The following is a 21,239-nucleotide window of genomic DNA, read 5'->3' on the forward strand; positions in this document are numbered from 1 at the left end:
GCGGACACGAGTTCCGCACTCTTTTTTGTGTGAAAAAGTGGTTAAGTTACATAAAAGATAATGATCGCATGAATATTTGTGAAAAGTAAACAATATTGATAAGTACTACCTACTGTAAACGGGGAGTAACTGTCACCATAGATTATGGCTGTGGTAGTCAGGTTTCTCTATTTTTTCCGTTATTCTTAATATTGAAGAGTGATATTACTACTAGTTAATGAATGACTAATAAAGAACGTTTGACAAAAGTCTTAGTCACAATGTACACTATTTATAAACATTATAAAGTAATAATATTTATTAAGGTGAGGTGCATGGCGGATGTCTGAACATCAATTAAAAGATGCGTTAGAAACATTGAAGCAAACAGGAGTTCGAATAACACCTCAACGTCATGCTATACTTGAATTCTTAGTCGATTCCATGACACATCCTACAGCCGATGATATATATAAAGCATTAGAAGGGAAATTCCCTAATATGAGTGTTGCTACTGTTTACAACAATTTAAGGGTATTTCGTGAAGTTGGACTTGTAAAGGAATTAACGTATGGCGATGCATCAAGTCGGTTCGATTTTGTCACGTCTGATCACTATCATTGTATTTGTGAAAATTGTGGTAAGATTGTTGATTTTCATTACCCCGGACTTGATGAGGTTGAGGCGTTGGCTGCACATGTAACAGGATTTAATGTAAGTCATCACCGTATGGAAATATACGGATTGTGCAGCAATTGTGAAAAGAAAGAAACTCATTAAACAAGCTCAGGTTTAAACCAGAGCTTGTTTTTTTGTGAAATTTTTTTCTGTTGTGATGTTTTTATAATTTTGGAGCAAAATACGGCTAAAATAAAAAAAGAGGGTGACTCACTTATGGACAGCCCCCTCTAATTCGATATATAGCATCATAACAAATGAATACTGTATAAATGAATTTTGGAGGGAACTTAGTTGTGAGTCAGCCTCTTTTCTATTTGGTCTTCATCTTTTTACGATTATAATCCTCGTCAAACTCCTTGCCTTCTAAATCCTTGTCCAATGTTAAAGGTTCTTTACAATACATACACATATCAACACGGCCAAGTATTTTTGTCGGCTTTCCACATGATGGACAAATAACTTGAACAGCTTTTGTTGAAAGCATTCCAATCCAAAAGTAAACAACTGTACTAGCGATGATCGAAAGCATTCCCAACAGCATGAAAATCGTCATTACCCACATATTCGTACGGAAGAAAATACCTAAATACATAATTATAAAACCTACAAAGACTAAGCTAAGGGCAAAAGTTCTTATTTTATTTATTTTACTACTATATTTACGCGCCATAACATAAACCTCCTTTGTTTAATATAGCACATGATGAATTTTAGATAAATTGTTAACTAATTTTCCTAATAAAACTTCCATAAGTGTTTAATGATTGTTTTATATGTTGATCTTACTTTATACTATCAGGAGTTAAATTTTAAGGATCGTATAATAAAAACCAAAACTTTCGACATTGGGCAATTTTTATCGTGCAATTTTGAAAAGGGTTTTTGCTTTTATATGTAGAAACAATAATATAGCCCATATAATGGAGGAATCATGATGGAAAATATTCTCCGTCCTATATATCAAGAAAGAGCAAGTCACTCAAATACATTAGCAATCATCATGATAGAAAAAAGAAATCAAACTTCTCCTTTAACAGATAACTTAGATGTTGCTTTGTTAGTAATTGTAAATGACTCAGATCAGTCATCATTTGTGAAACATTATGAATATGAAGATAAAAAGGCATCTTTAACAGTCATGACAAAAGATGAATTAAATGAATCCATTTTATTAGGAACAAATAGAAGGATTGTTGATTGGGTTTTAAATGGGAAAATACTATTTGATAGAAATGAATACATAATAGGGCTTATTGATCGCTTGCGAACCTTCCCCTTTTCAGAGCGCAAACTGAAAATTGGGATTGAATATGGAAAATTAATTCGAAGATATTTAGAAGGAAAGGTATTTTTTGAATCTAAGCAGCTATTAGATGCTTATAACCATATTGTTCACGCCCTTCATCATTTAGCAAGACTAGAAGTCATTGATCGGGGATATTATCCTGAAGTGACAGTATGGAACCAAGTAAAACATATCGAACCACAAATTTATAAGCTTTATAAAGAATTAGTAGAAAGTGATGAATCGTTAGAGAAGAGATTAGAGCTTTTGTTTTTAGCAAGTGACTTCTTAATTCATTCTAAAACAGAAGTTGGTGCAGCACATATCCTGACGATAATGTCAGAAAAGGAATCGTGGTATTATAATGAGTTATACCATCACCCGGAACTAAAGTATTACTCTGTAGATCTTAGTGTTCTATTAGAATTCTTAGTTGAAAAAAACTATGTTTCAATAGAACGAATTGAAACAAAAGGTAAAGAGGTTTTTCATCGTTCATATTTTGTTGCGAAAAAGTATTGACTTAGTTTTTTCGAGATGATATATTAGTAAACGTCGCTGCTACCGAAAAGGTAAACAGCGGCTCTCATCTCAGTTTCAACTTAAAAAGATTTTAAAAAGTTGTTGACAGAGAAAAACGAAAATGTTATATTTATAAAGTCGCTTCTAGACGAAATGACAACACAATGATCTTTGAAAACTAAACAAAACCAAGCGTGCCAACGTTAATTTTAATTAACAAAACAACGTACTATATAGTACAAATTTATGAGCTATATCAAACACTTTATTGGAGAGTTTGATCCTGGCTCAGGACGAACGCTGGCGGCGTGCCTAATACATGCAAGTCGAGCGAATCGATGGGAGCTTGCTCCCAGAGGTTAGCGGCGGACGGGTGAGTAACACGTGGGTAACCTGCCTGTAAGATTGGGATAACTCCGGGAAACCGGAGCTAATACCGGATAACATTTTGAACCGCATGGTTCAGAATTGAAAGATGGTTTCGGCTATCACTTACAGATGGACCCGCGGCGCATTAGCTAGTTGGTGAGGTAACGGCTCACCAAGGCAACGATGCGTAGCCGACCTGAGAGGGTGATCGGCCACACTGGGACTGAGACACGGCCCAGACTCCTACGGGAGGCAGCAGTAGGGAATCTTCCGCAATGGACGAAAGTCTGACGGAGCAACGCCGCGTGAACGATGAAGGCCTTCGGGTCGTAAAGTTCTGTTGTTAGGGAAGAACAAGTACCAGAGTAACTGCTGGTACCTTGACGGTACCTAACCAGAAAGCCACGGCTAACTACGTGCCAGCAGCCGCGGTAATACGTAGGTGGCAAGCGTTGTCCGGAATTATTGGGCGTAAAGCGTACGCAGGCGGTTTCTTAAGTCTGATGTGAAAGCCCACGGCTCAACCGTGGAGGGTCATTGGAAACTGGGGAACTTGAGTACAGAAGAGGAGAGTGGAATTCCACGTGTAGCGGTGAAATGCGTAGAGATGTGGAGGAACACCAGTGGCGAAGGCGACTCTCTGGTCTGTAACTGACGCTGAGGTACGAAAGCGTGGGGAGCGAACAGGATTAGATACCCTGGTAGTCCACGCCGTAAACGATGAGTGCTAAGTGTTAGAGGGTTTCCGCCCTTTAGTGCTGCAGCAAACGCATTAAGCACTCCGCCTGGGGAGTACGGTCGCAAGACTGAAACTCAAAGGAATTGACGGGGGCCCGCACAAGCGGTGGAGCATGTGGTTTAATTCGAAGCAACGCGAAGAACCTTACCAGGTCTTGACATCCCACTGCCCGGTATAGAGATATACCTTTCCCTTCGGGGACAGTGGTGACAGGTGGTGCATGGTTGTCGTCAGCTCGTGTCGTGAGATGTTGGGTTAAGTCCCGCAACGAGCGCAACCCTTGATCTTAGTTGCCAGCATTTAGTTGGGCACTCTAAGGTGACTGCCGGTGACAAACCGGAGGAAGGTGGGGATGACGTCAAATCATCATGCCCCTTATGACCTGGGCTACACACGTGCTACAATGGATGGTACAAAGGGCTGCAAGACCGCGAGGTCAAGCCAATCCCATAAAACCATTCTCAGTTCGGATTGCAGGCTGCAACTCGCCTGCATGAAGCTGGAATCGCTAGTAATCGCGGATCAGCATGCCGCGGTGAATACGTTCCCGGGCCTTGTACACACCGCCCGTCACACCACGAGAGTTTGTAACACCCGAAGTCGGTGGGGTAACCGTAAGGAGCCAGCCGCCTAAGGTGGGACAGATGATTGGGGTGAAGTCGTAACAAGGTAGCCGTATCGGAAGGTGCGGCTGGATCACCTCCTTTCTAAGGAAAATGAGGCACACTTGGTTTTTGTTTAGTTTTGAGAGATCATACTGATCTTTCAATATGTAAGAAAAGACATAGGAGTTTAAATGCATCTAGCATTTGCACATCCTGTGCTTTATGTTCCTTGAAAACTAGATAACGATAACAATTCAAGTAATTCACTGAGTTTAAACGCTTAGTTTAGTGATTCTCTTAGTAATATTAACGGATATTCAGTAAGTACTGATATCCTGAGACGAAGGAGAAGCGATAAGTTCGAGGCGACGAGTGGTCGAGGAGCGGAATGTACGTTTTGTGTACATGAGCACCGCAGAACACGAAGTCAACGAAGAAATTCGAAGCTTATCATTCGTCGAAGAAGGTTAAGTTGTTAAGGGCGCACGGTGGATGCCTTGGCACTAGGAGCCGATGAAGGACGGTACTAACACCGATATGCTTCGGGGAGCTGTAAGTAAGCTTTGATCCGGAGATTTCCGAATGGGGAAACCCACTGCTCGTAATGGAGTAGTATTTTTACCTGAATACATAGGGTAATAAAGGCAGACCCGGGGAACTGAAACATCTAAGTACCCGGAGGAAGAGAAAGCAAACGCGATTTCCTGAGTAGCGGCGAGCGAAACGGAATTAGCCCAAACCAAGAGGCTTGCCTCTTGGGGTTGTAGGACACTCTATACGGAGTTACAAAGGAACGAAGTAAATGAAGAGGTCTGGAAAGGCCCGTCAAAGAAGGTAACAACCCTGTAGTTGAAACTTCGTTCCCTCCAGAGTGGATCCTGAGTACGGCGGGACACGAGAAATCCCGTCGGAAGCAGGGAGGACCATCTCCCAAGGCTAAATACTCCCTAGTGACCGATAGTGAACCAGTACCGTGAGGGAAAGGTGAAAAGCACCCCGGAAGGGGAGTGAAATAGATCCTGAAACCGTGTGCCTACAAGTAGTCAAAGCCCGTTAATGGGTAATGGCGTGCCTTTTGTAGAATGAACCGGCGAGTTACGATCCCGTGCAAGGTTAAGTTGATGAGACGGAGCCGCAGCGAAAGCGAGTCTTAAGTAGGGCGAAAGAGTACGTGGTCGTAGACCCGAAACCAGGTGATCTACCCATGTCCAGGGTGAAGTTCAGGTAACACTGAATGGAGGCCCGAACCCACGCACGTTGAAAAGTGCGGGGATGAGGTGTGGGTAGCGGAGAAATTCCAATCGAACCTGGAGATAGCTGGTTCTCTCCGAAATAGCTTTAGGGCTAGCCTTGAATTTAGAGTCTTGGAGGTAGAGCACTGATTGGACTAGGGGCCCCCAACGGGTTACCGAATTCAGTCAAACTCCGAATGCCAAAGACTTATATTCAGGAGTCAGACTGCGAGTGATAAGATCCGTAGTCAAGAGGGAAACAGCCCAGACCACCAGCTAAGGTCCCAAAGTATACGTTAAGTGGAAAAGGATGTGGAGTTGCTTAGACAACCAGGATGTTGGCTTAGAAGCAGCCACCATTTAAAGAGTGCGTAATAGCTCACTGGTCGAGTGACTCTGCGCCGAAAATGTACCGGGGCTAAACGTATCACCGAAGCTGTGGACTGTTCTTTTAGAACAGTGGTAGGAGAGCGTTCTAAGGGCTGTGAAGCTAGACCGTAAGGACTAGTGGAGCGCTTAGAAGTGAGAATGCCGGTATGAGTAGCGAAAGAGGGGTGAGAATCCCCTCCACCGAATGCCTAAGGTTTCCTGAGGAAGGCTCGTCCGCTCAGGGTAAGTCGGGACCTAAGCCGAGGCCGAAAGGCGTAGGCGATGGACAACAGGTTGAAATTCCTGTACCACCTCCTCACCATTTGAGCAATGGGGGGACGCAGAAGGATAGGGTAAGCGCGCTGTTGGATATGCGCGTCCAAGCAGTTAGGCTGACAACGAGGCAAATCCCGTTGTCGTATAAGGCTGAGCTGTGATGGCGAGGGAACTATAGTACCGAAGTTCCTGATTCCACACTGCCAAGAAAAGCCTCTAGCGAGGTGAGAGGTGCCCGTACCGCAAACCGACACAGGTAGGCGAGGAGAGAATCCTAAGGTGAGCGAGAGAACTCTCGTTAAGGAACTCGGCAAAATGACCCCGTAACTTCGGGAGAAGGGGTGCTTTTTAGGGTGAATAGCCCGGAAAAGCCGCAGTGAATAGGCCCAGGCGACTGTTTAGCAAAAACACAGGTCTCTGCGAAGCCGCAAGGCGAAGTATAGGGGCTGACGCCTGCCCGGTGCTGGAAGGTTAAGGGGAGAGGTTAGCGTAAGCGAAGCTTTGAACCGAAGCCCCAGTAAACGGCGGCCGTAACTATAACGGTCCTAAGGTAGCGAAATTCCTTGTCGGGTAAGTTCCGACCCGCACGAAAGGCGTAACGATCTGGGCACTGTCTCAACGAGAGACTCGGTGAAATTATAGTACCTGTGAAGATGCAGGTTACCCGCGACAGGACGGAAAGACCCCGTGGAGCTTTACTGTAGCCTGATATTGAATTTTGGTACAGCTTGTACAGGATAGGTAGGAGCCTGAGAAGCCGGAGCGCTAGCTTCGGTGGAGGCGTCGGTGGGATACTACCCTGGCTGTATTGAAATTCTAACCCACAGCCCTTATCGGGCTGGGAGACAGTGTCAGGTGGGCAGTTTGACTGGGGCGGTCGCCTCCTAAAATGTAACGGAGGCGCCCAAAGGTTCCCTCAGAATGGTTGGAAATCATTCGTAGAGTGTAAAGGCACAAGGGAGCTTGACTGCGAGACCTACAAGTCGAGCAGGGACGAAAGTCGGGCTTAGTGATCCGGTGGTTCCGCATGGAAGGGCCATCGCTCAACGGATAAAAGCTACCCCGGGGATAACAGGCTTATCTCCCCCAAGAGTCCACATCGACGGGGAGGTTTGGCACCTCGATGTCGGCTCATCGCATCCTGGGGCTGTAGTCGGTCCCAAGGGTTGGGCTGTTCGCCCATTAAAGCGGTACGCGAGCTGGGTTCAGAACGTCGTGAGACAGTTCGGTCCCTATCCGTCGTGGGCGTAGGAAATTTGAGAGGAGCTGTCCTTAGTACGAGAGGACCGGGATGGACGCACCGCTGGTGTACCAGTTGTCTTGCCAAAGGCATAGCTGGGTAGCTATGTGCGGAAGGGATAAGTGCTGAAAGCATCTAAGCATGAAGCCCCCCTCAAGATGAGATTTCCCATAGCGTAAGCTAGTAAGATCCCTGAAAGATGATCAGGTTGATAGGTCTGAGGTGGAAGCGCGGTGACGTGTGGAGCTGACAGATACTAATCGATCGAGGACTTAACCTAATAAAAGCGTTAAATGAATTGAATTGAATTGTGAATCGTTATCTAGTTTTGAAGGAATATAAAAAGTTTAAAAAAACACTTGAAATATTCTTCTAAAATAGTATAATAGTCTTTGTCACAAATGTCTGGTGATGATGGCGAAGAGGTCACACCCGTTCCCATGCCGAACACGGAAGTTAAGCTCTTCAGCGCCGATGGTAGTTGGGGGTTTCCCCCTGTGAGAGTAGGACGTCGCCAGGCTGTTATATTATATTATTCCGCAGTAGCTCAGTGGTAGAGCTATCGGCTGTTAACCGATCGGTCGTAGGTTCGAGTCCTACCTGCGGAGCCATTTTGGAGAGCTGTCCGAGTGGCCGAAGGAGCACGATTGGAAATCGTGTAGGCGGTGTAAGCTGTCTCAAGGGTTCAAATCCCTTGCTCTCCGCCACTACTTATAATAAATAATGGCCCGTTGGTCAAGCGGTTAAGACACCGCCCTTTCACGGCGGTAACACGGGTTCGAATCCCGTACGGGTCACCATATGGAGGATTAGCTCAGCTGGGAGAGCATCTGCCTTACAAGCAGAGGGTCGGCGGTTCGATCCCGTCATCCTCCACCATTTTAAAACCTAGAACAACTATTATTATCGCGGGGTGGAGCAGTCTGGTAGCTCGTCGGGCTCATAACCCGAAGGTCGCAGGTTCAAATCCTGTCCCCGCAACCAAATGGTCCGGTAGTTCAGTTGGTTAGAATGCCTGCCTGTCACGCAGGAGGTCGCGGGTTCGAGTCCCGTCCGGACCGCCATTTTCTTAAGTTACTTTTCTCAAGTAAAAGGGTTTCGATAAACGAGAAGATCAAGGAAGCGATTGAACGATCACCGGAGCGTATGTCAATACGTGAGGATGTGAGTGAAAGAGCTGACGCAGAGGTTCGAAGTTTAGCGGAAGCCGTAAACTCAATATGGCTCGGTAGCTCAGTTGGTAGAGCAATGGACTGAAAATCCATGTGTCGGCGGTTCGATTCCGTCCCGAGCCACCTTTAAAGAAAAGATTTTGAAATTTAAGTACGCCGGTGTAGCTCAACTGGTAGAGCAACTGACTTGTAATCAGTAGGTTGGGGGTTCAAGTCCTCTTGCCGGCACTGTTTCACACATATGGAGGGGTAGCGAAGTGGCTAAACGCGGCGGACTGTAAATCCGCTCCTTAGGGTTCGGCAGTTCGAATCTGCCCCCCTCCACCATTTAAAATAGGGGCATAGTTTAACGGTAGAATAGAGGTCTCCAAAACCTTTGGTGTGGGTTCGATTCCTACTGCCCCTGCCAATTTAAAATATAGTGGCGATTGTGGCGAAGTGGTTAACGCACCTGATTGTGGTTCAGGCATTCGTGGGTTCGATTCCCATCAGTCGCCCCATTTATTTTATATTAAAAATAACTCTCATGAAAATTCATCGATGGGCTATAGCCAAGCGGTAAGGCATCGCACTTTGACTGCGACATGCGTTGGTTCGAATCCAGCTAGCCCAGCCATTTCTTATACACATTTTCGTTTCTCTTGCATAGGCTAGAGTATACGGTTAAATAAGTTAGATTGCGGAAGTAGTTCAGTGGTAGAACACCACCTTGCCAAGGTGGGGGTCGCGGGTTCGAATCCCGTCTTCCGCTCCAGTTTTATGAATGGCGGCATAGCCAAGTGGTAAGGCAGAGGTCTGCAAAACCTTTATCACCGGTTCAAATCCGGTTGCCGCCTCCATTTAAACTACACCCTTGCCGGGGTGGCGGAACTGGCAGACGCACAGGACTTAAAATCCTGCGGTAGGTGACTACCGTACCGGTTCGATTCCGGTCCTCGGCACTTTTGATTTTATTTTTTTTGCCAGTGTGGCGGAATTGGCAGACGCGCACGACTCAAAATCGTGTTCCGTGAGGAGTGTCGGTTCGACCCCGACCACTGGTATCAAATGGAATTCTCGAACGTTATAGCGACGTTATTTCAGCGTAATTATTCGCAGAAATAACGTCGCTTTTTTGCGTTTAAGGCTATGATAAATGTAGATATATATTCAAACCCGTAAATACGAATTTATAACTTAAGCAGCATTTACTAAAAAATAAGAATCACATAACTATTGCTTTATTAGAGGATAATAATCTAAGAGGTGATAATATGGAAAAAGATAAATTAAAACTCACATCTTCCGAAATAGGAACATTGTGGGGAGAATATGTAAACGGAACAATGACAGATGTAGTAAATAGATATATGTTCTCTATAATTGAGGATGAGTCAATAAAAAATATTTTTGAGGATGCTATCAAGACCTTCGAAAAACAAAAGAAACAAATCGTGATTATTATGGAAAACGAAGGGTTTCCAGTTCCAATTGGATTTACTGAATCTGACCTCAACAAAGGTGCAGAAAGACTGTTTACTGATATATTTTGCTTAAATTATTTACATATCATGACTTTACATGGTTTGCTCGGTCATATCACTTCATTAGGTGTTTCTGTTAGAAAAGACTTACGAGATTATTACGATTCATTCGATAACGATGCAAAAAAAATGTATCATCAAACTATTGAATTGTTGCTTGAGAAAGGGAATTTTCAAAGAGACCCTTTATTTTATCCTTCGAGGAACCCTGAATTTATTTCTAGCCAAGATTTCACAGATGGATTTTTCGGAAAAGGGAGACGTTTAGCTGCAACAGAAATCATCAGTATTTCTTTCAACCTTAAAAAGAGTATTATGGCTAAAACTCTTTCTATTGGATTTAGTCAGGTCTCTCAATCAAAAGAAGTAAGAAAGTTTTTAGAGAGGTCTGAGAAAACAGCTGATGGTCAAATACAATCCCTTACAAAAATAATGCACAAGGATAATTTACCAGCTCCTAAGTCGTGGGAAACAGAAGTGACAACTTCAACGGACTCTCCTTTTTCTGATAAGTTAATGTTGTATCATATGGGCTTCTTGTTTCAAGCTGCACAATTGTATCACGGGGCAGGTTTAGCATCAGCCATGAGAACAGACCTTGCAACGGTTTATGAAGGTGTCATACTTAAAAATCTAATTGTAACAAAAGAATGGTTTAATATTATGGTGAAAAATAAATGGTTAGAACAACCACCACTTGCTCCTAATAGAAAAGAAATTGCAAAAGAAAAATAATAAATACATTGTTACATGGTATGTATAAGTGAATAAGAGTCCATTTGAAAGACTTATGTGGAGCATCGCACTTCCTGGATTTGGAGTATTTAAAGGGTAAGTATTTTAAAGGCACAGTTTTATTGATACTAAAATTTCTGATTAATGTACAAGCCAATTTTAACCAGGTAATACTTCTAAGTTTTCATGGTGAAATTTGTGGTGCCATAAAAGATGCAGATTATCAGTGGTTGATGTTTTATTCTTATTGGTTCCTGTTTGGTTAGCCAATGTTATTTTTGATTCGAGGAATATCGATTGGAATAGTTATTCAAAAAATCATGATATTAACACTTCATAAAAAATGCTATATTTATTCGCCTTTTTCCGCTCATTACACACGTAACAGCATAAATAAAAGAGCCTATTAACCATGATTGTAAATATGCCAATGGTTGTAGGCCTTTATTTAACTTGTCACTACTTACACTTTATGATTATCGGTGTGGCGGAATTGGCAGACGCTCACGACTCAAAATCGAATTCCTCGGTTAAATGCTCAAGAAATTGATATTGCCGTTGAGCTAATCGAGTTTAATACGCGGACATTTGAAGGTACGAAGTCGGTATTGATAGCCGATGCCGTGCGGGAAAGTTTATTTGAAGATACAATAATACTCCGGGGGGTTAAGTGCAAAGAATATTTGAAACTTATTTGGCTTTAATACGTATTAGTAATAAGTAATTATTAAGAATATGTTACTTAATACGAAGAAGTCGGAAAGTCCGCGAACTAGAAAGGTGATGGTTATACATTGAACAAACAAACAGTAAAAACGTTAAAATGGATATCTGGTGGAATCGAAGCGATTCTAGGTATACCTATTATAGGTGGAAGTATTGTAATAGGCTTAGGTTGGACGCCATTATGGGTTATGCTTATTTTTCATATAGCAGTATTAGTACTTTCCAAAAAGGTCGGAGTTAAAGCATATGGTAATATTCTCGGAATTGTAACTTCAGCTATCGGATGGATTCCTATTGTCGGTATGTTTATGCACATGTTATCTGCGGTATTTATTCTTATTGATGCAGCACGTAAGGATAAAAATTCGGACATAATCGAAATGTCCAAATAAAAGAAAAGCCTCGACGTTTAAGTCGGGGCCTTATTTATACTGACGATAATTCTTGTTAACTACATATAGCCTCTGTTATAGCAATGCAGCAGGACTTGATGTATGTTATGTTAAATATAATTAAGAACAAATTAATTTCAGGAAATAGTTTAAAGTGAGAAGAGAACAATTAAAATGAGGATTAAATAACAAATTTAAATGATTGCTGTAAATACTACTTTTTTAGGAGGATATAAGCTTGAGTATCCGTTTTGAAGTGAAAAGAACTTTTCATGTATCCCAGGAAAAAGCATATAAAGGACTGCTTGATCTTGAGGCTGCTAAGCACTGGATGCAAGGTTTAGTCAAAATAGAGCGATTGGATGATGGACCTTTGCATATTGGAAGCGAATGGAAAGAGACAAGGAAAATGTTTGGAAAAGAGGCCACAGAACATTTTGAAGTTGTTGGACTTGAAGCTCAGGAGAAAATTGTACTACGTTGTGATGGAACGAAAGGAACAACGGGCAAAGGGGAATTTGTGTTTACATACATTCTCGCTCCATCGGCTGATCATACAACAATTACTTTATATGGTGAGATTAATGGTCTTACAGGCTTGGCAAAATGGTTTGGGAAAATGATGGCAGGAACCTTTAAAAGTGCCTGTGCAAAAGATTTGGATGCGTTAAAAAGCTATTTGGAGAAATGAATATAATTGTATACGGAAAAATTGAATAGGAGTTAGTAGTGAATAGAGCCCTACCCCAATAGGTAGGGACTCTAAATGAAGCTTCCGTTCATAAAAGGGAAGACCGTCTAATGTTCCGACTTTATTAAAAGTTAGCAACATCCTGGTTTGACACTGTACGACGTCGTTCAAGCTCTACATCCATCACTGCACGTTTTTCATCAAGCTTATAGAACATCATTGTAAGTCCAATGAGTAAACAAATGGCTAGAGGCACCCATATAAAGATGATTTCAATATAGGTTAAAGCGGTTGCAGTTTGATTAGCGTTTGGAATATAACCACCCATACTAAGAACAACTCCTATAAAAGCACTCGCAAGTCCCATGCTTCCTTTTACAAAAAATCCTTGAAAAGCAGCAATCATACCAGCAATACTTCTATTCTTTTTGTACTCTGAATAGTCAATGATATCCGGTTGAATGGCAAAGGTTGTGCCAAAGATACCGTAAATACCAAGTCCTGTTATCGCGAGTCCCGCTACTAGCAAAGGAGCTGATGATTTTCCAAAAAAGATCAGTAAATCTCCTGCAATAAAAATAGCAGAACTTAATAGCATGACATGCTTCTTTGCCATTTTCTTTTGAAGCCAAGGTAAAATAAGTAACATCGGAAGTCCCGATAGAATTCCGAATAGCCCCACAAATACTAGCCAGTCGGTACGTCCAAGATTATACGTAAAATAATAGATCACGGTTGTATTTCGGATGACAAAAAGAGCAAAATAAAGAAAATTAATGATAAAGAAAATGTAACTCTGATCCGTCAACCCTTTTAAATCTTGTTTAAAAGAGGATTTCTCATGTTTGACCGACGGTGGGACAACCTCTTTCGTGTTCATGAATGTATAGACAAATAATAACATCGCTATAATGCCATAAAGACTCATGGTAATTAAAAAGCCTTTTTGTATATCTCCTTGACCGAATAAATTGACAAGTGGCATTGTAATGGACATCACTAAGGCTGTGCCTATTAATGCACATATCATTCGAGTCGATACTAACCAGTTTCGTTCATGGTTATCTGAGGTTAACCTCGGTACAATCGTATTCAATGGTATATTAACCACAGTATAAGCGGTACATAACAAGCAATAAGTGACATAAGCCCAAATAAGTTTTCCTGTCATATCGAAATTAGGAACAATAAATGTCATGACAGTAAATATAGCGAAAGGAATAGCTCCTATTAAAAAATAGGGTCTTCCTTGCCCCCATCTAGTGTTAGTACGATCAACCAATATTCCCATACCGGTATCTGTTAACGCATCAATAATTTTTGTGACTAGCATTAACGTACCTGCAGCTGCTGCTGTTATTCCAAAGACATCTGTATAAAAAAACATTAAATAAGACGCCATTGTACTAAATACTAGGTTGCAGCCTAAATCGCCAACCCCATATCCGATTCTTTTTTTCCATATATTCATTGCATCACAACCCTTCATTAAGCATTTGATATTTATTTGAGTCTTGTTAACGTTTTCATGTCTTGCTTTAAATTGTGATAGATAGATTTGTAAACAGTGTAATATTCATTATATTTTTCATGGTTCAGCTTATTTGGCATAATCTTTTCATCTAAAACCTGCCATTTCTTCACATCTTCATAAGATAGAAGACCTGTCCCAATTCCAGCAAGGATGACATCTCCCATATTCGCTTCTACATCATGAACAGGACACACTACTGGATAGCCAGTTACATCCGCAAAAATTTGTCTCCACAATTTTGACTTTGTCACACCACCGGCAAGCAAAATATATTCACCTAGATTTTCCCCAGTCGCAACCATCGCATCTCTTAAGGAAAACGCAACAGCTTCTAGAAATGCACGGTAAATATGAGCTTTTGTATGCGCCAATGAAAGTCCAACAATTGTTCCTTTTGCATCTGAATCCCAAATAGGACTTCTTTCTCCCATAAAGTAAGGAAGTACTATCAGACCTTCGCTTCCAGCTGGAATATTAGTTGCCTGTTCATTTAATACATCATAGGCATTTTTTCCTCCAGCTTTTTCCGCTTCGATTTCAAATTGACACATCGTTTGACGGAACCATTTCACAATTGCCCCTGCTGTAGCTCCACCAGAAAAATAATAGGACAGTCTTTTGGCATCATATAAATATGGCCAAACAATCAGATCTTTTCCTTTTACAGGTTTATCAGAAATTAATGCTGCACACATAGACGTACCAATTGCTGCTGCATAAATACCAGATTCAAAAACACCGAGGCCGATATTGGCTGCACCACAGTCAATACCACTTGCTATTACTGGCATTCCTTCAGAAAGACCCAGCTCAACTGCGACTTCTTTTGTAAGTCTGCCAACAATATCAGTTGATTCTACGATTTTTTCTGGCATCATTGACAGAGGAATTCCCATCGCATCCATCAATTCTTTCGACCAGGTTCTATTATTCATATCAAATATGCCGCCGATATTTCCTGCAGAAGAATAATCAATGGCAATTTCTCCGGTCAGTTTATAAATGACATAGTCATTTGGTGGGAGAAAGAGCTTTGTCTTCTTCCAATTCTCAGGCTCATGATTTTTTAGCCATAATATTTTTGTATAGCCATAATAAGGATCTGCCCCATTATGGGTAATTTCTAAAAGTTTTTCTTCTCCAATATGGTCTAAGACCCACTTTGTTTCTGCTTCTGCTCTGCGGTCCATCCAAATCATACAAGGCCTAACAGGTTCCATTTTTTCGTCTAATGGAATTCCAGAACCTCCATACAGACCACTAATGGCGATCCCTCGAATTTTCTCCGCTGGAATTCCTGCATTCATAACTGTATTTTTTATCGAAGTTTTCGCAGCATGTAGCCATACATCTGGCCATTGCTCCGCCCATAAAGGCTTTGGAGTCAATACATCATATTCCTGTAAATCCTGAGCAATCAGATTGCCATCTGTGTCCATTAAAATGGTTTTGGTACCAGATGTTCCAATATCTGTTCCGAGTAGGTAGTTCATAGATAGTCTCCTTTTCACAAAAAATCAGATTCTTTCAATCTATTAGATGCTAGTAAAAGCTCCGTCAATTACAAAGTCAGAACCTGTAGTAAAGCTGCTAGTGTCTCCTGCAAGATAAACACAAATGGATTGAAGTTCTTCAGGTTTACCCATTCGCCCGAGCGGTGCCATTTCATTCCATTGTTGGATCAATGGCTGTAGACTTGGAGAATTTAATGTAAGTTCTGTTCCAATATATCCTGGACTGATACAATTTACGCGCACATTTCTTTTTGCCCATTCGACTGCAAGTGATTTTGTTAACTGGATCACTCCTGCTTTCGAGGCGTTGTAAGAGCACTGTGGTTGTGGCACATTCACAATATGTCCTGACATGGAAGCAGTATTAATAATAGAACCGCCACCTTGTTTTAACATAACTTTTCCAGCTGCTTGTGCCGTTAAAAATACACCAGTAAGATTAATATCAATGACTTTTTTCCACTGGTCGTACGTCATTTCTTCTGCAGGAATATTCATGCAGATTCCGGCGTTACAGAAGGCTACATCTAAACGTCCAAACACATTCAGTATTTCCTGAATCATGGCATCAACATCTTCTGGTTTTGTAACATCTGCTTTGATTGCAATCGCTTTAATTCCATTGTTTTCTTCAAGCTCTGTTGCTGTTTTTTTTGCTTCCTCGATATCTAAGTCGACAATCGCTAAATCTGCTCCTGCTTCAGCAAAGGCGGTTGCGACACTTTTACCAATTCCTCTTGCGCCACCAGTAACAAAAATTTTCTTTCCGTCTAGTCTCATTTTTTCTAAAATACCCATATTTATCTCTCCTTTAGTAAATTCATTTTGTAAAATGGTTTTATAAAATTAATTTATATATTAAAACTATTTTCTGCGATAGTCAACAAAACAAAATTAAGAATTGGCAAAATACATCTTGCCAAAGTTGTTATTGCATTATCTTCTGTGATATATTTTAAAAAGAATTAAATGAAATATTTTTATAAAATTACTTTATATAAAGAGGTATTTTCATGGATCATAGCATCACATTTAAAGATATAAAAAAGAATAATTACTCACTGATTTACCATCTCATTTATCAAAATGAGAAGCTTTCTAAACAGGAAATCGCGAACCAACTTCACTTGAGTTTACCAACTGTAACCCAAAACCTAGTTCGGTTGGAAAAGGAAATGTTGATTGAGAAGAGTGGACAGTTTGAATCTTCAGTTGGTAGGCGCGCAACTGCATACGCAATTTGTCCTCAGGCACGTATTAGTATCGGTGTGGAAATTCTGAAAAAGACAGTACGAATTTTAGCAGTTGATTTACTTGGTATTGCCTTTAAGAAAGAGGAGTTGTCACTTTGTTATTCAAATGTAGACAGCTATTACAAGGAGTTAAGCCATGCTGTACAAACGTTCATCACTTCTCTTAATGTGGCAGAAGAACAGATTCTAGGTATCGGTTTTGCAGTTCAAGCATTAACATCAATTGATGGGCAAAAGATTACATATGGAAAAATTTTAAACTGTACAGGATTGGATATTCATGTTTTTTCACAATATCTTAATTATCCTTGTATGTTTGTTCATGATGCAAAGTGTGCGGCAACAACAGAATTGTGGGTAGGTAATAATATTGGAGATGCTGTTTATCTGTCGATTGGTACGCATCTTGGGGGGGCAATTATCTTAAATGACCAAATTTATATGGGTAAGGAAGGACATAGTGGTACAGTAGAACATATGACGATTAATCCTAATGGTTCTTCTTGTTACTGCGGAAAGAAAGGGTGCATGGAAACATATTGCTCTGTTAGTGCGCTTTTAGAAGAAGGGGAAACACTGGACTTTTTCTTTCAGCAGCTACGCTATGGTACCCTTTCATATGTGGAGAGATGGAATTGTTTCTTAGGTAATTTAGCATTTTCGATTAACAATATACATCTTGTCATTAATAGAGAATTTATTCTGGGTGGACATATTTCTCCTTATTTGAAGAATAATGATATTGAAACTCTACATGAAAAGGTTTATGAAAGAACTGCATTTCCAGGAAATGAGCCATTTATATCGATTAGCCGTTCACCTGAGAATGGGGTACCTATAGGTGCAGCCATTCCATTTATTCAATCATTTTTGAATACGATTTAATCATCGGGGATCCTGCTAATTTTTCTTCCTGAATAATTTATCTTCGATTCTGATGATTTTATCTGCGATTATTCAAATATATCTTCTATTCTTATTATTTATCTTCGATTATAGAAATTAATCAACGATTAGCCATAATTCATCAAAATTCGACAAACAAAACCTTGGATCTCACAAAAATGTGAGGTCTTTTTTATACTTGTTTGTTTAAAGGAAAGTCAAAGGTCAAAATTGTGCACCTTTTTAGTCAATTCAGTTGATCGAAACTAATTACTTAGGGCTATATAATTAGAACTAAGAAAGCGCTTGCAAATAAGCAGTTAGGTGGTGTAGATCAGGTGAGTGCAAAGTTAAATGTGAAAGAGTTAGATACAAAGGAAAGATATGTAGATGTGGAAAAACAAGCAAAAAGAAAGGTAAAGCTAAATAAGATCTTATCTTATGGAGCTTTCGTAGGGCCTGCACTTTTATTTTTTATACTGGTTCAAATTATTCCATTTTTTATGGGCGTATATTATTCGTTCACTTCCTGGAATGGAGTAAGTTCGGCGGTTGAGTGGGTTGGTTTAGAAAACTATATAACTGTCTTTACAGATGATGCTAAGTTTTTCAATTCATTTTTGTTTACGACTAAGTTTATGCTAGCCGCAGTTTTAATCAGTAATGTGATTGGGTTTGGATTAGCATTAATCTTAAACGCAGCGTTAAAAACGAAGAATATTTTACGAACTGTGTTTTTTATACCTAATGTAATCGGAGGACTCTTACTAGGTTTTATCTGGCAATTTATCTTTGTAAAGGGATTTGCATCAATTGGTAATATGACAGATATAGGATTCTTTAAACTACCATGGTTAGGTGATGAGACAACTGCATTTTGGGGGATTGTCATTGTATTTGCTTGGCAGATTAGTGGCTATATGATGGTTATCTATATTGCTGCACTTCAAGGTGTTGACACTTCATTGCTAGAAGCCGCAAAAATGGATGGAGCAACAAACTGGGATGTATTAACTAAAATTATGATTCCTTTAATCTTACCAGCATTTACGATTTGTTTCTTTTTAACAATATCAATGGCGTTTAAAATCTTTGACTTGAACCTTTCATTAACAGGTGGGGGTCCATTTAATTCAACAGAGTCAGTAGCTATTAACATTTATCAAGAGGCATTCATGAACAATCGATATGGATTAGGTACAGCAAAATCAATTTTATTCTTTATTGTTGTAGCATTGTTTACAACATTCCAAGTTATGTTTACGAAGAAAAGGGAGGTTGAAGCATAATGAAAAAGAACTATTCAAAGCGCACATTTCTCCTAGAGATCTTTGCAATTATGCTTGGTTTAATCTTTCTTGTACCGTTTTACTTTGTGTTTATTAACTCTGTAAAAGGTTTTTCTGAAATCTTAATTGATGCAGCTGCATTACCGAAGGAAGTTTTATTTAGTAACTATGCAAAGGTTTGGGAAGTTATTAGTTTCCAAGATGCATTTCTTAATTCTTTAATTATAACCGTTTTAAGTATTGCTGGTATTGTTGTGATTAGTTCGATGGCAGCCTGGAAGATGGTTCGAACACCTGGCAAGCTAAGCAAGTTTTTGTTTATCTTCTTTGTTTCTGCGATGGTTATTCCATTCCAAACAGTTATGATTCCACTTATGAAGCTTGGTGGAATGCTTGGAATTATGAATAGTATTCCTGGTATTGTTATCATGTATTTTGGATTTGGGGTTTCATTATCTCTATTCTTATACCATGGTTTCGTAAAAACAATCCCACAGGAAATTGAAGAGTCTGCTAGGGTAGATGGATGTAGTCAGTTTGGTGTCTTCTGGAGAATTGTATTCCCATTATTAAAACCGATTACTGTAACCGTCATCATTCTAAATACTTTATGGATATGGAATGATTACTTATTACCACTTCTCGTATTACAGGATGCAGAGTTAAGAACAATTCCATTAGCGACTAGTTCATTCTTCGCACAGTATACAAAACAGTGGGATATGGGTTTAGCAGCATTAGTGTTAGGGATAGCACCAGTTATTGTATTCTTCCTATTTCTGCAAAAGCATATTATTAAAGGAATTGCTGCAGGATCTATTAAGTAGGAAAACGAATTTGATATAAAATTATTATAGCTAGATAACTAGTTACAATAATTTATATAAATAGAAAAAGAAACATAGAAACTAAGGAGGTCAATTGTTAATGAAAAAGCTATTATTATTATGTCTCTCAATGCTATTAGTTTTAGGAATTATGGCTGGATGTGCTTCAAATAATAAGACTGAAAATACTGGTGGAGAATCAGATTCTGGTTCAGGTGATGGTGAAGTTGTAACATTAAATATGTTCCAATTTAAAGTTGAAATTGCTGATCAGCTTCAAGCAATGATCGAAGAATTTGAAAAGGAACACCCAAATATTAAGGTTAAGCTTGAAAGTGTTGGCGGTGGAGCAGATTATGGTGCTGCTTTAAAGGCTAAGTTTGCATCTGGAGAAGAGCCAGATATCTTTAACAACGGTGGATTTAAAGAGCTTGAGCTTTGGAAGGAGCATTTAGCTGATCTTTCAAATGAGCCATGGGCAGAGCATGTACTACCAATTGGTAAAGTTCCGACTACAGATGAAGATGGTAAGCTTTATGGAATGCCTGTTAATCTAGAAGGGTATGGATTTGTGTATAACAAGGATTTATTCGAAAAAGCAGGTATTACTGAGACACCAAAAACTCTTACTGAATTAAAAGCAGCTGCTAAAAAGCTTGAAGATGCTGGAATTAAAGCTTTCTCAGCAGGATATGGTGAATGGTGGGTAATTGGACAGCATTTATTAAATATTCCTTTCGCTCAACAAAAAGATCCGGATGCATTTATTGAAGGTTTATATGATGGATCAACATCATTTGTAGGAAATGAGCAATTTGAACAATTTAAAGAAGTTATTGATACTGAAGTTAAGTATGCAAATGGTAACCCATTAACAACAGATTATAATACTCAAGTTACATTGTTTGCTTCTGGAGAAACTGCAATGTTACAACAAGGTAACTGGACTGAGAATATGATTACTGAAATTAATCCAGATATGAATATGGGCTTCTTACCAATTCCACTTAATGATGATGCTAGCATGGACGTTTTACCTGTAGGTGTACCTAATAACTGGGTGCTTAACAAAGATTCTGAGCATTTAGAAGAAGCGAAAACATTCTTAAATTGGATGGTTTCTTCTGAAACTGGTAAACGCTATATTACCGAAGAATTTGCCTTTATTCCAGCATTTGATAATATTGAAGCAAAGGGTTTAGGTGATTTAGGTCAATCAATCTTGGAATATTCAAAAGCAGAAAAAACTATTCCTTGGACTTGGTTCAGATGGCCTGATGGAGCAAACAAAGAGCTTGCAGCTACAATCCAAGAATATGCAGCAGGGAAAATTGATTATGATACAGCTTTAGAAAAATTCCAAGCAACCTGGGATAATATGAAGTAAAATTAAAAGAACGA

The 21,239-nt window shown here is 40.0% G+C and carries 13 protein-coding genes, 16 tRNA genes and 3 rRNA genes; 28 read left to right on the forward strand and 4 right to left on the reverse strand.

Annotated features, from left to right (window positions below; all coding sequences use genetic code 11):
* Positions 1-321: 321 nt before the first annotated feature.
* Positions 322-759: a peroxide-responsive transcriptional repressor PerR gene (perR, locus tag HUW50_RS12080; protein ID WP_066336074.1), complete on the forward strand. Its 438-nt coding sequence runs from the start codon at positions 322-324 to the stop codon at positions 757-759.
* Positions 760-970: 211 nt separating this feature from the next.
* Here the strand turns inward: perR and HUW50_RS12085 are convergent, their stop codons facing one another.
* Complete coding sequence (locus HUW50_RS12085) at positions 971-1,330, reverse strand: YgzB family protein (RefSeq protein ID WP_066336079.1); 360 nt, start codon at positions 1,328-1,330, stop codon at positions 971-973.
* Positions 1,331-1,594: 264 nt separating this feature from the next.
* Between HUW50_RS12085 and HUW50_RS12090 the strand changes: the two genes are divergently transcribed.
* The 23 genes from HUW50_RS12090 (at position 1,595) to HUW50_RS12200 (ending at position 12,536) form a co-directional block, all read left to right on the forward strand.
* Complete coding sequence (locus tag HUW50_RS12090) at positions 1,595-2,467, forward strand: nucleotidyltransferase-like protein (protein ID WP_066336082.1); 873 nt, start codon at positions 1,595-1,597, stop codon at positions 2,465-2,467.
* A gap of 265 nt (positions 2,468-2,732) precedes the next feature.
* Positions 2,733-4,282, forward strand: a 16S ribosomal RNA gene (locus HUW50_RS12095).
* Positions 4,283-4,645: 363 nt separating this feature from the next.
* Positions 4,646-7,577: ribosomal RNA gene (locus HUW50_RS12100) — 23S ribosomal RNA — on the forward strand.
* Positions 7,578-7,701: 124 nt separating this feature from the next.
* Positions 7,702-7,817 (forward strand): 5S ribosomal RNA (gene rrf / locus HUW50_RS12105).
* Together the 16S, 23S and 5S rRNA genes with 16 tRNA genes alongside form the textbook arrangement of a ribosomal RNA operon.
* A 16-nt stretch (positions 7,818-7,833) precedes the next feature.
* A tRNA-Asn gene (locus HUW50_RS12110) sits at positions 7,834-7,908 on the forward strand.
* A gap of 4 nt (positions 7,909-7,912) precedes the next feature.
* A tRNA-Ser gene (locus HUW50_RS12115) sits at positions 7,913-8,004 on the forward strand.
* An 18-nt stretch (positions 8,005-8,022) separates the two neighbouring features.
* A tRNA-Glu gene (locus HUW50_RS12120) sits at positions 8,023-8,097 on the forward strand.
* A 3-nt stretch (positions 8,098-8,100) separates the two neighbouring features.
* Positions 8,101-8,176, forward strand: a tRNA-Val gene (locus HUW50_RS12125).
* A 28-nt stretch (positions 8,177-8,204) separates the two neighbouring features.
* Positions 8,205-8,281 (forward strand) — tRNA-Met (locus HUW50_RS12130).
* A 3-nt stretch (positions 8,282-8,284) separates the two neighbouring features.
* Positions 8,285-8,361 (forward strand) — tRNA-Asp (locus tag HUW50_RS12135).
* A gap of 158 nt (positions 8,362-8,519) precedes the next feature.
* Positions 8,520-8,592 (forward strand) — tRNA-Phe (locus HUW50_RS12140).
* Positions 8,593-8,624: 32 nt separating this feature from the next.
* Positions 8,625-8,697, forward strand: a tRNA-Thr gene (locus HUW50_RS12145).
* 15 nt (positions 8,698-8,712) lie between these two features.
* A tRNA-Tyr gene (locus tag HUW50_RS12150) sits at positions 8,713-8,796 on the forward strand.
* Positions 8,797-8,804: 8 nt separating this feature from the next.
* Positions 8,805-8,878: transfer RNA gene (locus tag HUW50_RS12155), tRNA-Trp, on the forward strand.
* Between the two features lie 15 nt (positions 8,879-8,893).
* Positions 8,894-8,969: transfer RNA gene (locus HUW50_RS12160), tRNA-His, on the forward strand.
* Between the two features lie 41 nt (positions 8,970-9,010).
* Positions 9,011-9,085 (forward strand) — tRNA-Gln (locus HUW50_RS12165).
* A gap of 63 nt (positions 9,086-9,148) precedes the next feature.
* Positions 9,149-9,223: transfer RNA gene (locus HUW50_RS12170), tRNA-Gly, on the forward strand.
* 11 nt (positions 9,224-9,234) lie between these two features.
* Positions 9,235-9,308 (forward strand) — tRNA-Cys (locus tag HUW50_RS12175).
* Between the two features lie 16 nt (positions 9,309-9,324).
* A tRNA-Leu gene (locus tag HUW50_RS12180) sits at positions 9,325-9,410 on the forward strand.
* Positions 9,411-9,430: 20 nt separating this feature from the next.
* A tRNA-Leu gene (locus HUW50_RS12185) sits at positions 9,431-9,512 on the forward strand.
* A gap of 210 nt (positions 9,513-9,722) precedes the next feature.
* Positions 9,723-10,727 (forward strand): DUF3231 family protein, encoded by a 1,005-nt coding sequence (locus HUW50_RS12190; protein WP_066337303.1) that lies wholly within the window; start codon positions 9,723-9,725, stop codon positions 10,725-10,727.
* Between the two features lie 794 nt (positions 10,728-11,521).
* On the forward strand, positions 11,522-11,845 hold the full coding sequence (locus HUW50_RS12195) for a hypothetical protein (RefSeq protein ID WP_066337298.1): 324 nt from the start codon (positions 11,522-11,524) through the stop codon (positions 11,843-11,845).
* A gap of 238 nt (positions 11,846-12,083) precedes the next feature.
* On the forward strand, positions 12,084-12,536 hold the full coding sequence (locus HUW50_RS12200) for an SRPBCC family protein (protein WP_185653947.1): 453 nt from the start codon (positions 12,084-12,086) through the stop codon (positions 12,534-12,536).
* Positions 12,537-12,660: 124 nt separating this feature from the next.
* Here the strand turns inward: HUW50_RS12200 and HUW50_RS12205 are convergent, their stop codons facing one another.
* From HUW50_RS12205 to HUW50_RS12215, 3 genes are read right to left on the reverse strand one after another with little or no spacing between them, the layout of a single operon-like run.
* Complete coding sequence (locus HUW50_RS12205; protein WP_185653948.1) at positions 12,661-14,007, reverse strand: glycoside-pentoside-hexuronide (GPH):cation symporter; 1,347 nt, start codon at positions 14,005-14,007, stop codon at positions 12,661-12,663.
* 32 nt (positions 14,008-14,039) lie between these two features.
* Positions 14,040-15,563: an FGGY-family carbohydrate kinase gene (locus HUW50_RS12210; RefSeq protein ID WP_066337293.1), complete on the reverse strand. Its 1,524-nt coding sequence runs from the start codon at positions 15,561-15,563 to the stop codon at positions 14,040-14,042.
* A gap of 42 nt (positions 15,564-15,605) precedes the next feature.
* Positions 15,606-16,382: an SDR family oxidoreductase gene (locus tag HUW50_RS12215; RefSeq protein ID WP_066337291.1), complete on the reverse strand. Its 777-nt coding sequence runs from the start codon at positions 16,380-16,382 to the stop codon at positions 15,606-15,608.
* Between the two features lie 215 nt (positions 16,383-16,597).
* Here HUW50_RS12215 and HUW50_RS12220 point away from each other — a divergent pair, with 215 nt between their 5' ends.
* The 4 genes from HUW50_RS12220 to HUW50_RS12235 all read left to right on the forward strand — a co-directional run bounded on the left by HUW50_RS12220 (position 16,598) and on the right by HUW50_RS12235 (position 21,225).
* Positions 16,598-17,722, forward strand: coding sequence for an ROK family transcriptional regulator (locus HUW50_RS12220; protein WP_066337287.1), 1,125 nt, complete (start codon positions 16,598-16,600; stop codon positions 17,720-17,722).
* Between the two features lie 392 nt (positions 17,723-18,114).
* Positions 18,115-19,011 (forward strand): carbohydrate ABC transporter permease, encoded by an 897-nt coding sequence (locus HUW50_RS12225; protein ID WP_066337345.1) that lies wholly within the window; start codon positions 18,115-18,117, stop codon positions 19,009-19,011.
* The gene (locus tag HUW50_RS12230; RefSeq protein WP_066337285.1) at positions 19,011-19,838 is read left to right on the forward strand and encodes a carbohydrate ABC transporter permease; all 828 of its coding nucleotides are present in this window, start codon (positions 19,011-19,013) and stop codon (positions 19,836-19,838) included. The genes HUW50_RS12225 and HUW50_RS12230 overlap by 1 nt, the downstream gene beginning before the upstream one ends.
* Before the next feature lie 100 nt (positions 19,839-19,938).
* Positions 19,939-21,225 (forward strand): ABC transporter substrate-binding protein, encoded by a 1,287-nt coding sequence (locus HUW50_RS12235; protein WP_066337283.1) that lies wholly within the window; start codon positions 19,939-19,941, stop codon positions 21,223-21,225.
* The last annotated feature ends 14 nt before the right edge of the window (positions 21,226-21,239 follow it).

Source organism: Metabacillus sp. KUDC1714, assembly GCF_014217835.1.
Lineage (GTDB): Bacteria > Bacillota > Bacilli > Bacillales > Bacillaceae > Metabacillus > Metabacillus rhizosphaerae.

What these genes read in the sequence shown, in the direction of transcription:
- perR (WP_066336074.1), top strand. Translation starts at nt 322, where the DNA reads ATGTCTGAACATCAATTAAAAGATGCGTTAGAAACATTGAAGCAAACA.
- HUW50_RS12085 (WP_066336079.1), bottom strand. Translation starts at nt 1,330, where the DNA reads ATGGCGCGTAAATATAGTAGTAAAATAAATAAAATAAGAACTTTTGCC.
- HUW50_RS12090 (WP_066336082.1), top strand. Translation starts at nt 1,595, where the DNA reads ATGGAAAATATTCTCCGTCCTATATATCAAGAAAGAGCAAGTCACTCA.
- HUW50_RS12190 (WP_066337303.1), top strand. Translation starts at nt 9,723, where the DNA reads ATGGAAAAAGATAAATTAAAACTCACATCTTCCGAAATAGGAACATTG.
- HUW50_RS12205 (WP_185653948.1), bottom strand. Translation starts at nt 14,007, where the DNA reads ATGAATATATGGAAAAAAAGAATCGGATATGGGGTTGGCGATTTAGGC.
- HUW50_RS12210 (WP_066337293.1), bottom strand. Translation starts at nt 15,563, where the DNA reads ATGAACTACCTACTCGGAACAGATATTGGAACATCTGGTACCAAAACC.
- HUW50_RS12215 (WP_066337291.1), bottom strand. Translation starts at nt 16,382, where the DNA reads ATGGGTATTTTAGAAAAAATGAGACTAGACGGAAAGAAAATTTTTGTT.
- HUW50_RS12220 (WP_066337287.1), top strand. Translation starts at nt 16,598, where the DNA reads ATGGATCATAGCATCACATTTAAAGATATAAAAAAGAATAATTACTCA.
- HUW50_RS12230 (WP_066337285.1), top strand. Translation starts at nt 19,011, where the DNA reads ATGAAAAAGAACTATTCAAAGCGCACATTTCTCCTAGAGATCTTTGCA.
- HUW50_RS12235 (WP_066337283.1), top strand. Translation starts at nt 19,939, where the DNA reads ATGAAAAAGCTATTATTATTATGTCTCTCAATGCTATTAGTTTTAGGA.